This window comes from Streptomyces malachitofuscus (genome assembly GCF_055571035.1).
Genome location: NZ_JBVIGA010000022.1, coordinates 151,440 through 165,591, shown reverse-complemented (window position 1 = coordinate 165,591; position 14,152 = coordinate 151,440). Strand labels below are relative to the sequence as shown.

Sequence of the window (14,152 nt, the reverse complement as noted above, 5' to 3'; positions counted from 1 at the left end):
CGTGTGGGCGTTCGCACTGGGCTGGGCCCTGCTGACCGGCGTGGTCGGCTTCGTCTACTTCTGGAAGTCCGAGGAGAGGTACGGCCGTGGCTGACGACAGGACGGGTACGCGGGTGCCCACCGTCATCGCGGACGAGCTGCACATCGTCTACCGCGTCAACGGTGCGAAGTCGGGGAAGGGCAGTGCCACGGCGGCCCTCAGCCGCATCCTCAAGCGGGGCGAGGAGCGGGGGGTGCGCAAGGTGCACGCCGTGCGCGGGGTCTCCTTCGTGGCCTACCGCGGCGAGGCCATCGGCCTGATCGGCTCCAACGGCTCCGGCAAGTCGACCCTACTGCGGGCCATCGCCGGACTGCTGCCCGCCGAGAAGGGCAAGGTCTACACCGACGGCCAGCCCTCCCTGCTCGGTGTGAACGCGGCCCTGATGAACGACCTGACCGGCGAGCGGAACGTCATCCTGGGCGGGCTCGCGATGGGCATGTCCCGCGACCAGATCAAGGACCGCTACCAGGACATCGTCGACTTCTCCGGCATCAACGAGAAGGGCGACTTCATCACCCTGCCGATGCGCACCTACTCCTCCGGCATGGCGGCCCGGCTGCGCTTCTCCATCGCCGCCGCCAAGGACCACGACGTCCTGATGATCGACGAGGCGCTGGCCACCGGGGACCGCAAGTTCCAGAAGCGCTCCGAGGCCCGCATCCGGGAGCTGCGCAAGCACGCCGGAACGGTCTTCCTGGTCAGCCACAACAACAAGTCCATCCGCGACACCTGCGACCGCGTGCTGTGGCTCGAGCGCGGCGAGCTGCGCATGGACGGGCCGACCGACGAGGTCCTCAAGGAGTACGAGAAGTTCACGGGCAAGTAGCCCGATTCGCCCAGGGACCCTGCCGGAACTGTCCGGCGGGGTCCGGCGTCTGCAAAGGAAACGTCAACTCCTGCTGTTACGTGGAATGTTGACGGTGACCGATGTGTTGTGGGTGGCCCGGGTGACCCCCGGCGGTGCGCACCGCCTTGTACAACGTAAGCTGTACCGGTCCCGAAAGGCGGCAATCAGGGCCATAATGCCCGACACCATCCAACGATGCCGCCGGGCGAGAACCTGGGCGGCGTGTCCGAAATAGTGTGCATTGGGTCAGCGGTGTAGAACGGGAGATGTGACGGCAATGGCTACGGAGACTCCCCGGCTGAACGCAGCATGTGCCGTCCCCGCCCCGGGCAGTCCACGATGACGCCCCCCGACAGGACGCGCGGCGCCGACGTCGAGCGTGCCACGCTGGACAAGGCCGCCGCCGAGAACTTTCCCGTGGCCCCCTTCTTCCTGCCCAGGCCCTGGCGCGACGACCTCATGGCCGTGTACGGCTTCGCCCGTCTGGTCGACGACATCGGCGACGGCGATCTGGCGCCCGGCGGCGCCGACGCCCGCCTCCTCGGCGTCCCGGACGACCGGGCCGGGGACCGGCTTGCCCTCCTCGACGCCTTCGAAGCCGACCTGCACCGGGTGTTCGACCCGGCCGGCCCCAAGCCCCGTCATCCGCTGCTGCTCCGGCTCCGGCCCACGGTCCGCCGCCACGCGCTGACCCCCGAGCCCTTCCTCGGACTGATCGCGGCCAACCGCCAGGACCAGCTCGTCAAGCGCTACGAGACCTACGACGACCTGCTGGCCTACTGCGAGCTGTCGGCCAATCCCGTCGGCCGCCTCGTCCTCGCCGTGACCGGGACCGCCACCCCGGAACGGATCCGCCGCTCCGACGCCGTCTGCACGGCCCTGCAGATCGTCGAACACCTCCAGGATGTCGCCGAGGACCTCCGCCGCGACCGCATCTACCTGCCCGCCACGGACATGAAGTCCTTCCATGTCCAGGAGGCGGACCTCGCCGCGCCCACGGCCGGCGCATCGGTGCGCGCACTCGTCGCGTACCAGGCACAACGCGCCCTTGACCTGCTGAATGAAGGCGCCCCTCTGGTGGGTAGCGTCCACGGCAGGCTCAGACTGCTGCTCGCGGGGTTCGTGGCGGGAGGAAGGGCGGCCGTCCGGGCGATCGCCGCCGCCGAATACGACGTACTCCCCGGCCCGCCCAAGCCCGGCAGGATCCAGCTGCTGCGCGAGGCGGGCGTGACTCTGCGAGGAAAGGGGTGATCCGGACCGTGGAGTCGCAACCACCCGCGTCCGCACCGGTACTCGCCGCCTACAGCTACTGCGAGACGGTCACCGGACAGCAGGCACGCAACTTCGCCTACGGCATCCGGCTGCTGCCGACACCCGAGCGGCGCGCGATGTCGGCGCTCTACGCGTTCTCCCGGCGGGTCGACGACATCGGCGACGGCGCGCTGCCGGCCGACGTCAAGGTCGCCCGGCTGGAGGACACCCGGGCGCTGCTCTCCCGGATCCGCGACGGCGCGGTCGACGAGGACGACACCGACCCGGTCGCCGTCGCCCTCGCGCACGCCGCCCGGCGCTTCCCGATCCCGCTCGGAGGCCTGGACGAGCTCATCGACGGCGTCCAGATGGACGTACGCGGCGAGACCTACGAGACCTGGGACGACCTCAAGGTCTACTGCCGCTGTGTCGCCGGTGCCATCGGACGGCTCTCCCTCGGCGTGTTCGGCACCGAACCGGGCGCCCGCGGCGCCGAGCGCGCCCCCGAGTACGCCGACACGCTCGGTCTCGCGCTCCAGCTGACCAACATCCTCAGGGACATCCGGGAGGACGCCGAGGGCGGGCGCACCTATCTGCCCGCCGACGACCTCGCCAAGTTCGGCTGCTCGGCCGGTTTCAGCGGGCCGACGCCACCGGAGGGCTCCGACTTCGCGGGCCTGGTGCACTTCGAGGTGCGCAGGGCCCGCACCCTCTTCGCCGAGGGCTACCGGCTGCTCCCTCTGCTGGACCGGCGCAGCGGCGCCTGCGTCGCCGCCATGGCCGGCATCTACCGCCGGCTGCTGGACCGCATCGAGCGCGAGCCCGAGGCGGTCCTGCGCGGCCGGGTCTCCCTGCCCGGACGCGAGAAGGCCTATGTCGCCGTGCGCGGCCTGTCCGGCCTCGACACCAGGAACGTGACCCGGCGGACCGTCAGGAGGCGCGCCTGATGGACGCTCCGCTCCCCGGCGAAAAGCGGCGGGCAACCCTCCGCCGCGACGCCGCGTCCCAGACTGAGACGGCCGGTCGTGCACGGTTCAAGCAGCCCGGCCGGTCGGGGGAGGGCGCATGAGCCACGGCACACGCACCGAAGGGCCGCTCACGGACGGCTCCGTCCCGGCAGGACGGCACGCCGTCGTGGTCGGCGGCGGTCTCGCCGGCGTCACCGCCGCGCTCGCCCTCGCCGACGCGGGAGTGGGCGTCACCCTGCTCGAGAGCCGGCCGCGACTGGGCGGGCTCGCCTTCTCCTTCCAGCGCGGCGACCTGACCGTCGACAACGGCCAGCACGTGTACCTGCGCTGCTGCACCGCCTACCGCTGGTTCCTCGACCGGATCGGCGCAGCGGCGCTGGCACCGCTGCAGGACCGTCTGGACGTGCCCGTGGTCGACGTCACCCGCCCCGAGGGGCGGCGACTCGGCCGACTACGGCGCGACGCGCTGCCCGTCCCCCTGCATCTGGGGCGCAGCCTCGCCACCTATCCGCATCTGTCGCTCGCCGACCGGGCCAGGGTGGGCCGTGCCGCGCTCGCGCTGAAAGGGCTCGACCTCACCGATCCGGCCCTGGACACCCAGGACTTCGGCAGCTGGCTGGCCGCGCACGGCCAGTCGGCGCGTGCCGTCGAGGCCCTGTGGGACCTGGTCGGCGTCGCCACCCTCAACGCGGTCGCGGGCGACTCGTCCCTGTCGCTCGCCGCGATGGTGTTCAAGACCGGTCTGCTGTCCGACCCGGGTGCGGCCGACATCGGCTGGGCCCGAGTGCCGCTGGGCGAACTGCACGACCGGCTCGCCCGCAAGGCGCTCGACTCCGCGGGCGTGCGTACCGAGGTCCGTACACGAGTCACCTCCGTCTCTGTGGACGGGAACGGAGGCTGGAGCGTTCAGGTTCCCGGCGGGACGATCCGCGCCGACGCGGTGGTCCTCGCCGTACCGCAGCGCGAGGCGTACGAGCTGCTGCCCGCCGGAGCGCTCGACGCTCCCGAGCGGCTCCTCGGCATCGGCACCGCCCCGATCCTCAACATCCACGTCGTCTACGACCGCAAGGTGCTCGCCCGCCCGTTCCTCGCGGCCCTCGGCACCCCCGTGCAGTGGGTCTTCGACCGCACCGACGCGTCCGGCCTGCGGCGCGGCCAGTACCTGGCACTGTCCCAGTCGGTCGCCCAGGACGACATCGACGAGCCCGTCGCCGTGCTGCGCGAACGGTATCTGCCCGAACTGGAGCGGCTGCTGCCGCGCACCCGGGACGCCCGGGTCGAGGACTTCTTCGTCACCCGGGAGCGCACCGCCACGTTCGCTCCCGCTCCCGGCGTCGGACGCCTCAGGCCCGGCGCCCGCACCGAGGCACCCGGCCTGTACCTGGCCGGAGCGTGGACCGCCACCGGGTGGCCCGCGACCATGGAGAGTGCGGTCCGCAGCGGCGTCGGCGCGGCGGACGCCGCGCTCGACGCCCTCGGCCGGCCCCGCCCCCGCCACCTCTTCGCGATCGAGGAGGCGGCCTGATGCTGCAGGAGAGCGGCGCGGCAGGTCCCCGCACCCCCCGTACCGCAACAAGAGGAGAGACTGTGCCCACTGTGCCCCCGGCCTCGCAGGCCGCTCGAAGGACCGCGGTGGACGTGTCCGCGCTCCTGGAGCGCGGCCGGACCCTGGCCACACCGGTACTGCGGGCGGCCGTCGACCGCCTGGCACCTCCCATGGACACGGTCGCCGCCTACCACTTCGGCTGGATCGACGCCCAGGGCCGGCCCGCGGACGGCGACGGGGGCAAGGCCGTGCGCCCCGCCCTCGCCGTGCTGTCCGCCGAGGTCACCGGCGCCGACCCGGCCACCGGCGTCCCGGGAGCGGTCGCCGTGGAACTGGTCCACAACTTCTCGCTGCTGCACGACGACCTGATGGACGGCGACGAACAGCGCCGGCACCGCGACACCGTCTGGAAGGTGCACGGCCCCGCCCAGGCCATCCTGGTCGGCGACGCCCTGTTCGCCCTGGCCAACGAGGTGCTGCTGGAGCTCGGCACCGTCGACGCGGGCCGCGCCACCCGCCGGCTGGCCACCGCCAGCCGCGCCCTCATCGACGGCCAGGCCCAGGACATCTCCTACGAGCACCGCGACCGCGTCAGCGTGGAGGAGTGCCTGGAGATGGAGGGCAACAAGACCGGCGCCCTGCTCGCCTGCGCCAGCTCCATCGGCGCGGTCCTCGGCGGCGCGGACGACCGCACCGCCGACGCGCTGGAGACCTACGGCTACCACCTCGGCCTGGCCTTCCAGGCCGTCGACGACCTCCTCGGCATCTGGGGCGACCCGGAGGCCACCGGCAAGCAGACCTGGAGCGACCTGCGCCAGCGCAAGAAGTCCCTCCCGGTCGTGGCCGCGCTGGCCGCGGACGGCCCCGCCGCCCGGCGGCTCGGCGAGATCCTCGCGGCCGACGCCAAGAGCAGCGACTTCGCGAACTTCTCCGAGGAGGAGTTCGCGGCCCGTGCCGCCCTCATCGAGGAGGCCGGCGGCCGCGAGTGGACCGCCGGCGAGGCACGCCGTCAGCACACCATCGCCATCGAGGCCCTCGACGGGGTGGACATGCCCGACCGGGTGCGGGAGCAGTTCACGGCGCTCGCGGACTTCGTCGTCGTACGAAAGAGATGATCACTATCGGTCGAATAGCCCTCGCGTAGTCGCCGGCCGGTGTTGCGGGGAGAACGGCACCGGCCGACGGCGGACCCACAGCAGACGCACCACTTGCAGGACTGCACGAAGGGGAAGCCATGACAGCGACGACCGACGGAAGCACCGGGGCGGCCCTGCCGCCCCGCGTGACCGCGGCCAGCGAAAACGACACCGACATCCCCGAGGCGGCCGGGGTTCCCGACATCGCCGCCCGCGCCATGCGGCGCGCCACCGACTTCCTGCTGTCCCGGCAGGACGACCAGGGCTGGTGGAAGGGCGACCTCGAGACCAACGTCACGATGGACGCCGAGGACCTGCTCCTGCGTCAGTTCCTCGGCATCCTCGACGAGGACACCACCCGCGCCGCCGCCCTGTTCATCCGTGGGGAGCAGCGCGAGGACGGCACCTGGGCCACCTTCTACGGCGGCCCCGGCGACCTGTCCGCCACCATCGAGGCGTACGTCGCCCTGCGACTGGCCGGCGATCCGCCGGACGCCCCGCACATGGCCAGGGCCTCCGCCTGGATCCGTGAGCAGGGCGGCATCGCCTCGTCCCGGGTCTTCACCCGGATCTGGCTGGCGCTGTTCGGCTGGTGGAAGTGGGAGGACCTGCCCGAACTCCCGCCCGAGCTCATCTGGTTCCCGTCCTGGCTCCCGCTCAACATCTACGACTTCGGATGCTGGGCCCGGCAGACCATCGTGCCGCTGACGATCGTCTCCGCCAAGCGGCCGGTGCGCCCCGCCCCGTTCCCGCTGGACGAACTGCACACCGACCCGCAAGCGCCCAACCCTCCCCGGCCCCTCGCCCCGCCGATCACCTGGGACGGTGCCTTCCAGCGGCTGGACAAGGCCCTGCACACGCTGCGCCGGGCGGTGCCGCGCCGGCTGCGCAGAGCCGCCATGAACACCGCCGCCCGCTGGATCATCGAGCGGCAGGAGAACGACGGCTGCTGGGGCGGCATCCAGCCCCCGGCCGTGTACTCGGTCATCGCGCTGCACCTGCTCGGCTACGACCTGAACCATCCGGTGATGCGGGCCGGCCTGGAGTCGCTGGACCGGTTCGCCGTCCGGCGCGAGGACGGGGCCCGCATGATCGAGGCCTGTCAGTCCCCGGTGTGGGACACCTGCCTCGCCACCATCGCGCTCGCCGACGCGGGTCTGCCCCCGGACCATCCGCAACTGGTCAAGGCCGCCGACTGGATGCTCGGCGAGCAGATCGTGCGGCCCGGCGACTGGTCCGTCCGCAGACCCCATCTCCCTCCCGGGGGCTGGGCGTTCGAGTTCCACAACGACAACTACCCGGACATCGACGACACCGCCGAGGTGGTCCTCGCGCTGCGCCGGGTGAAGCACCACGACCCCGAGCGGCTGGACAACGCCGTCGGACGCGGGGTGCGCTGGAACCTCGGCATGCAGTCGAAGAACGGCGCCTGGGGCGCCTTCGACGTGGACAACACCAGCCCGTTCCCCAACCGGCTGCCGTTCTGCGACTTCGGTGAGGTCATCGACCCGCCGTCGGCCGACGTCACCGCGCACGTCGTGGAGATGCTCGCCGTCGAGGGCCTCGCCCACGACCCGCGCACCCGGCGCGGCATCCAGTGGCTGCTCGCCGAACAGGAGCTCGACGGCTCCTGGTTCGGACGCTGGGGTGTCAACTACCTCTACGGCACCGGCTCCGTCGTCCCCGCGCTGGCCGCGGCCGGCTTCCCCGGCTCGCACCCGGCGATCCGGCGGGCCGTGGCCTGGCTGGAGAAGGTGCAGAACGACGACGGCGGCTGGGGCGAGGACCTGCGCTCCTACCGCGACGTACGGGCGTGGAGCGGGCGGGGCGCCTCCACCGCCTCGCAGACGGCCTGGGCGCTGATGGCGCTGCTGGCGGCCGGTGAGCGGGACTCCCGGGCCGTCGAACGGGGCATCCGGTGGCTGGCCGCCACCCAGCGCGAGGACGGCTCCTGGGACGAGCCCTACTTCACCGGAACCGGATTCCCCTGGGACTTCTCCATCAACTACCACCTCTACCGGCAGGTCTTCCCGCTCACCGCGCTCGGCCGGTACGTGCACGGGGAGCCGTTCACGAAGAAGCCGGTGACGGCACGGACCGGTGCGGAGCAGGCCCTCGCCGAGGCGAAGGGAAGCTGATGAGTCCCCAGCCCGCCCCGGCACCGCTGCTGATCGCCTGCGCGCTCGGCATCGAGCAGTTCGCCCTGCGCAGGCGTGAGCGCGGCAGTCCGGGCGGGCCGGTCACCGTCCTGCGTACGGGCATGGGGCCGGCGGCGGCGGAGCGCTCCGTCACCCGGGTGCTCGCCGGCCCGGCCCTGAGCGGGGCGGCCGTCCTGGCCACGGGCTTCTGCGCCGGCCTCGCCCCCGGAATGCACCCCGGCGACCTGGTGGTGGCCGAGGAGACCCGGGACCCGCGCGGCAGCGTCCCCTGTGTCGGCACCGAGCTGCTGGTGAAGGAGCTGGTGCGCACCGTTCCCGGGCGCACCGTCCACACCGGCCCGCTCACCGGCTCCGACCACGTCGTCCGCGGCCACGAACGGTCCGATCTGCTCGCGACCGGCGCGATCGCGGCCGACATGGAATCGGCGGCCACGCTCCTGAGCGCCGTCCGTGCGGGCGAGCGCCCGGTTGCGGCCGTCCGGGTGGTCGTGGACGCTCCAGAACACGAACTCGTCCGCATCGGCACGGTCCGCGGTGGAATATCGGCTTTCCGTGTCCTTCGATCCGTACTCCCGGCTTTCTATGAATGGCACCGTTCCTTGCTGCTCCCCAGGAGGTGAGCCAGATGGCCATGCCGCTGCGTCAGTCCATCAAGGTCGCTACATACTTGGCCGAACAGAAGCTCCGCAGGCGGGACAAGTTCCCGCTCATCGTCGAACTGGAGCCGCTCTTCGCCTGCAACCTCAAGTGCGAGGGGTGCGGCAAGATCCAGCACCCGGCCGGGGTGCTCAAGCAGCGGATGCCCGTCGCCCAGGCCGTGGGCGCCGTGCTGGAGTCCGGGGCGCCCATGGTGTCCATCGCCGGCGGCGAGCCCCTGATGCACCCCCAGATCGACGAGATCGTGCGCCAGCTGGTGGCCAGGCGCAAGTACGTCTTCCTGTGCACCAACGCCCTGCTGATGCGCAAGAAGATGGACAGGTTCACACCCTCCCCGTACTTCGCCTTCGCGGTGCACATCGACGGGCTGCGGGAGCGGCACGACGAGTCGGTGGCGAAGGAGGGCGTGTTCGACGAGGCCGTCGAGGCCATCAAGGAGGCCAAGCGGCGCGGCTTCCGGGTGACCACCAACTCGACGTTCTTCAACACCGACACCCCGCAGACCGTCGTGGAGGTGCTCAACTACCTCAACGACGACCTCAAGGTCGACGAGATGATGATCTCGCCCGCCTACGCCTACGAGAAGGCCCCCGACCAGGAGCACTTCCTCGGCGTGGAGCAGACCCGGGAGCTGTTCAAGAAGGCCTTCGCGGGCGGCAACCGCAACCGCTGGCGGCTGAACCACTCCCCGCTGTTCCTGGACTTCCTGGAGGGCAAGGTCGACTTCCCGTGCACCGCGTGGGCGATCCCGAACTACTCGCTCTTCGGCTGGCAGCGTCCCTGCTACCTGATGAGCGACGGGTACGTCCCGACCTACCGCGAGCTGATCGAGGAGACCGACTGGGACCAGTACGGCCGCGGCAAGGACCCGCGCTGCGCCAACTGCATGGCGCACTGCGGCTACGAACCCACCGCCGTCCTCGCCACCATGGGTTCCCTGAAGGAGTCGCTGCGCGCCATGCGCGAGACCGTCTCCGGAAACCGGGGGTGAGGCCATGACCGCTGTCTCGCTCGGGATGCCCGAGGTGCCCGCGCCGCCGCTCGCCGAGCGGCGCGCGTCGCGGCGGATCCAGGTGGGACCGGTGGCGGTCGGCGGTGGCGCCCCGGTGTCCGTGCAGTCGATGACGACGACCCGCACCTCCGACATCGGCGCCACCCTGCAGCAGATCGCCGAGCTGACGGCGTCCGGCTGCCAGATCGTCCGGGTCGCCTGCCCCACGCAGGACGACGCGGACGCCCTCGCCACCATCGCCCGCAAGTCCCAGATCCCGGTGATCGCGGACATCCACTTCCAGCCCAAGTACGTGTTCGCGGCCATCGAGGCCGGATGTGCCGCCGTCCGTGTGAACCCGGGCAACATCAAGCAGTTCGACGACCGGGTGAAGGAGATCGCGCGGGCCGCGCAGGACCACGGCACCCCGATCCGGATCGGGGTCAACGCCGGCTCGCTGGACCGGCGCCTGCTGCAGAAGTACGGCAGGGCCACCCCGGAGGCGCTCGTCGAGTCCGCGCTGTGGGAGGCGTCCCTCTTCGAGGAGCACGGCTTCCGGGACATCAAGATCTCCGTGAAGCACAACGACCCCGTGGTCATGATCAACGCATACCGACTGCTCGCCGAGCGCTGCGACTACCCGCTGCACCTCGGCGTGACCGAGGCCGGCCCGGCGTTCCAGGGCACGATCAAGTCCGCCGTCGCCTTCGGGGCGCTGCTCAGCGAGGGCATCGGCGACACCATCCGGGTGTCCCTGTCCGCGCCGCCGGCCGAGGAGGTCAAGGTCGGCATCCAGATCCTGCAGTCGCTCGGGCTCAGGGAGCGGCGGCTGGAGATCGTGTCCTGCCCGTCCTGCGGGCGCGCCCAGGTCGACGTGTACAAGCTGGCCGACGAGGTCACCGCGGGACTGGACGGCATGGAGGTGCCGCTGCGGGTCGCCGTCATGGGCTGTGTGGTGAACGGCCCGGGCGAGGCCCGCGAGGCCGACCTGGGGGTCGCCTCCGGCAACGGCAAGGGCCAGATCTTCGTCAAGGGCGAGGTCATCAAGACCGTCCCCGAGTCGAAGATCGTCGAGACGCTGATCGAAGAGGCGATGAAGATCGCCGAGCAGATGGAGAAGGACGGGGCCGCGTCGGGGGAGCCGGCCGTCACCGTGAGCTGAAGAGCACGGAATCCGAAGGGGGCCCGAGCGTGACGATCCTGGAGAGCATCCGGCAACCGCACGACCTGAAGGCGCTGTCCGAGGAGGAACTCGGCGAACTGTCCCACGAGATCAGGGAGTTCCTGGTGCAGGCGGTGGCCAGGACCGGCGGTCATCTCGGACCCAACCTGGGGGTGGTGGAACTCACCGTCGCCCTGCACCGGGTCTTCGAGTCGCCCGTGGACCGCATCCTGTGGGACACCGGCCACCAGAGCTACGTCCACAAGCTGCTGACCGGACGTCAGGACTTCTCCAAGCTGCGCGGCAAGGGCGGCCTGTCCGGCTATCCCTCCCGCGAGGAGTCCGAGCACGACGTCATCGAGAACAGCCACGCCTCCACGGCCCTCGGCTGGGCCGACGGGCTGGCCAAGGCCCGCCAGGTCCAGGGGGAGAAGGGCCATGTCGTGGCCGTGATCGGCGACGGCGCGCTCACCGGCGGAATGGCCTGGGAAGCGCTGAACAACATCGCCGCCGCCAAGGACCGTCCGCTGATCGTCGTCGTCAACGACAACGAACGCTCCTACGCCCCGACCATCGGCGGGCTCGCCAACCATCTGGCGACCCTGCGCACCACGGACGGCTACGAACGGGTGCTGGCCTGGGGCAAGGAGGTGCTCCAGCGCACCCCCGTGGTCGGCTCCACCGTCTACGAGGCACTGCACGGCGCGAAGAAGGGCTTCAAGGACGCCTTCGCGCCGCAGGGCCTCTTCGAGGACCTGGGACTGAAGTACGTCGGCCCGATCGACGGCCACGACATCGGGGCCGTGGAGTCCGCGCTGCGCCGCGCCAAACGCTTCCACGGGCCCGTCCTGGTCCACTGCCTCACCGAGAAGGGCCGCGGCTACGAACCCGCCCTCGCCCACGAGGAGGACCACTTCCACACCGTCGGGGTGATGGACCCGCTCACCTGCGCCCCCCTCGCCCCGTCCGGCGGACCGTCCTGGACCTCCGTCTTCGGCGAGGAGATCGTCCGGATCGGGGAGGAGCGCGAGGACGTGGTGGCGCTCACCGCCGCCATGCTGCACCCGGTCGGCCTCGGTGCCTTCGCCGAGCGGTTCCCGGACCGGGTGTGGGACGTCGGGATCGCCGAGCAGCACGCCGCCGTGTCCGCGGCGGGCCTGGCGACGGGCGGCCTGCACCCGGTCGTCGCCGTCTACGCCACCTTCCTCAACCGCGCCTTCGACCAGCTGCTGATGGACGTGGCGCTGCACCGCTGCGGGGTGACCTTCGTCCTGGACCGGGCCGGAGTCACCGGCGTCGACGGGCCCTCGCACAACGGCATGTGGGACCTGTCCGTCCTCCAGGTCGTCCCCGGCCTGCGCATCGCCGCGCCCCGCGACGCCGACCAGCTGCGCGCCCAGCTGCGCGAGGCGGTGTGCGTCGACGACGCGCCCACCCTGCTCCGCTTCCCGAAGGAGTCGGTGGGCCCGGCGATCCCGGCGGTGGACCGGATCGGGGGCATGGACGTGCTGCACCGTGCGGACGCGCCCGGGGTGCTGCTGGTGGCCGTCGGCGTGATGGCGCCGGTCTGTCTCCAGGCCGCCGAGCTGCTCGAAGCCCGCGGCATCGGGTGCACGGTGGTCGACCCACGCTGGGTCAAACCCGTCGACCCGGCCCTTCCGCCGCTGGCCGCGGGCCACCGCATGGTGGCCGTCGTCGAGGACAACAGCCGGGCCGCCGGGGTGGGTTCGGCGGTGGCGCTGGCACTGGGCGACGCCGAGGTCGACGTGCCCGTACGCCGGTTCGGCATCCCGGAGCAGTTCCTCGCGCACGCCAAGCGCGGTGAGGTGCTCGCCGACATCGGCCTCACGCCCGTCGAGATCGCCGGGCGGATCAGCGCGAGCCTCGCCGTCGGGGAAGAACTCGCGAAACAGCCACAGGACGCACAGGAGCACCAGGCATGACCACCGCGGAGTCCGCGTCGGAGTCCTCACAGGCCGGGAAGTTCGACCTCGGCGCGCTGCTGGCCGAGCGCGGGGACGAGCGCTACGAGCTGCACACCAGGTACCTCAACCACCAGCTCCCGCGCATGCTGCACACCATCGGCTTCGACAAGGTCTACGAGCGTGCCGAGGGCGCCCACTTCTGGGACGACGAAGGCAACGACTACCTGGACATGCTCGCCGGGTTCGGGGTGATGGGCCTGGGCCGCCATCACCCCGTGGTCCGCAAGGCGCTGCACGACGTCCTGGACGCCTCACTCGCCGACCTCACCCGCTTCGACTGCCAGCCGCTGCCCGGACTGCTGGCCGAGAAGCTGCTCGCGCACAGCCCGCACCTGGACCGGGTGTTCTTCGGCAACAGCGGCACGGAGGCGGTCGAGGGCGCCCTGAAGTTCGCCAGGTACGTCACCGGCAGGCCGCGCGTCCTGTACTGCGAGCACGCCTTCCACGGCCTGACCGCGGGCTCCCTCTCCGTCAACGGCGAGTCCGGCTTCCGCGACGGGTTCGCCCCGCTGCTGCCCGACACCGCCGTACCGCTCGGCGACCTGGACGCCCTGGAGCGCGAGCTGCGCAAGAAGGACGTCGCCGCGCTGATCGTCGAACCGATCCAGGGCAAGGGCGTCCACGAGGCACCGCCCGGCTATCTGCGGGCCGCCCAGGACCTGCTGCACCGGCACAAGGCGCTGCTGATCGCCGACGAGGTGCAGACCGGTCTCGGCCGGACCGGCGACTTCTACGCCTACCAGCACGAGGAGGGCGTGCAGCCGGACCTGGTGTGCGTGGCCAAGGCGCTCTCCGGGGGATACGTGCCGGTGGGCGCCACCATCGGCAAGGACTGGATCTTCAAGAAGGTCTTCTCGTCGATGGACCGGGTGCTGGTCCACTCGGCCAGCTTCGGGGCCAACGCCCAGGCCATGGCGGCGGGCCTCGCGGTGCTGTCCGTGATGGAGGACGAGCAGATCATCGCGAACGTCCGCACCACCGGCGAGCTGCTGCGGACCCGGCTGGCCGCCCTGACCGACCGGTACGAGCTGCTCGCCGACGTCCGCGGCCGGGGCCTGATGATCGGCATCGAGTTCGGCCGGCCCCGGTCGCTGAAGCTGCGCTCCCGCTGGACCATGCTCCAGGCGGCCCGCAAGGGGCTCTTCGCGCAGATGGTGGTCGTACCTCTGCTGCAACGGCACCGGATCCTCACCCAGGTCTCCGGCGATCACATGGAGGTGATCAAACTGATCCCGCCGCTCGTCGTCGACGAGGAGGACGTGGACCGGTTCGTGCGCGCCTTCCGCGCGGTCATGGACGACGCCCACGACGGCGGCCTGATGTGGGAGTTCGGCAGGACCCTGGTGAAGCAGGCGGCCGCCACCCGCTGACCGGAGAACGTCCCGGCCTTGCCTCTGAGGCAAGAAAATT

General features: G+C 71.4%; 12 protein-coding genes and 1 pseudogene. All 13 read left to right on the top strand.

All coding sequences use genetic code 11. From position 1 onward, the window contains the following. A pseudogene (locus tag ACZ44S_RS28780) lies at window positions 1–94 on the top strand (ABC transporter permease); the annotation flags it as partial. Then, window positions 87–866, top strand: coding sequence for an ABC transporter ATP-binding protein (locus ACZ44S_RS28775; RefSeq protein ID WP_466933967.1), 780 nt, complete (start codon window positions 87–89; stop codon window positions 864–866). The pseudogene ACZ44S_RS28780 and the gene ACZ44S_RS28775, both read left to right, overlap by 8 nt. Before the next feature lie 360 nt (window positions 867–1,226). Continuing rightward, a complete protein-coding gene (hpnC, locus tag ACZ44S_RS28770; protein ID WP_466933966.1) occupies window positions 1,227–2,138 on the top strand; it encodes a squalene synthase HpnC in 912 nt (303 codons plus the stop codon). After that, entirely contained in the window at window positions 2,135–3,085 is a 951-nt protein-coding gene (hpnD, locus tag ACZ44S_RS28765; protein WP_466933964.1) for a presqualene diphosphate synthase HpnD, read from the top strand. The genes hpnC and hpnD overlap by 4 nt, the downstream gene beginning before the upstream one ends. After that, window positions 3,085–3,207 (top strand): DUF6380 family protein, encoded by a 123-nt coding sequence (locus tag ACZ44S_RS28760; protein WP_466933962.1) that lies wholly within the window; start codon window positions 3,085–3,087, stop codon window positions 3,205–3,207. Before hpnD ends, ACZ44S_RS28760 begins: the two co-directional genes overlap by 1 nt. Continuing rightward, window positions 3,204–4,631, top strand: a complete 1,428-nt coding sequence (gene hpnE, locus ACZ44S_RS28755; protein WP_466933960.1) for a hydroxysqualene dehydroxylase HpnE — start codon at window positions 3,204–3,206, stop codon at window positions 4,629–4,631. The genes ACZ44S_RS28760 and hpnE overlap by 4 nt, the downstream gene beginning before the upstream one ends. A gap of 71 nt (window positions 4,632–4,702) precedes the next feature. Further along, window positions 4,703–5,767 (top strand): polyprenyl synthetase family protein, encoded by a 1,065-nt coding sequence (locus ACZ44S_RS28750; protein ID WP_466933986.1) that lies wholly within the window; start codon window positions 4,703–4,705, stop codon window positions 5,765–5,767. 119 nt (window positions 5,768–5,886) lie between these two features. Beyond that, complete coding sequence (shc, locus tag ACZ44S_RS28745) at window positions 5,887–7,926, top strand: squalene--hopene cyclase (RefSeq protein WP_466933958.1); 2,040 nt, start codon at window positions 5,887–5,889, stop codon at window positions 7,924–7,926. Further along, a complete protein-coding gene (locus ACZ44S_RS28740) occupies window positions 7,926–8,567 on the top strand; it encodes a 5'-methylthioadenosine/S-adenosylhomocysteine nucleosidase family protein (RefSeq protein ID WP_190167391.1) in 642 nt (213 codons plus the stop codon). Before shc ends, ACZ44S_RS28740 begins: the two co-directional genes overlap by 1 nt. 5 nt (window positions 8,568–8,572) lie before the next feature. Beyond that, window positions 8,573–9,595, top strand: coding sequence for an adenosyl-hopene transferase HpnH (hpnH, locus tag ACZ44S_RS28735; protein WP_466933956.1), 1,023 nt, complete (start codon window positions 8,573–8,575; stop codon window positions 9,593–9,595). Between the two features lie 4 nt (window positions 9,596–9,599). After that, complete coding sequence (gene ispG / locus ACZ44S_RS28730; protein WP_466933954.1) at window positions 9,600–10,757, top strand: flavodoxin-dependent (E)-4-hydroxy-3-methylbut-2-enyl-diphosphate synthase; 1,158 nt, start codon at window positions 9,600–9,602, stop codon at window positions 10,755–10,757. Between the two features lie 29 nt (window positions 10,758–10,786). Beyond that, window positions 10,787–12,700: a 1-deoxy-D-xylulose-5-phosphate synthase gene (gene dxs, locus ACZ44S_RS28725; RefSeq protein ID WP_466933952.1), complete on the top strand. Its 1,914-nt coding sequence runs from the start codon at window positions 10,787–10,789 to the stop codon at window positions 12,698–12,700. After that, entirely contained in the window at window positions 12,697–14,112 is a 1,416-nt protein-coding gene (locus ACZ44S_RS28720) for an aspartate aminotransferase family protein (protein WP_466933950.1), read from the top strand. Before dxs ends, ACZ44S_RS28720 begins: the two co-directional genes overlap by 4 nt. Window positions 14,113–14,152: the final 40 nt, after the last annotated feature.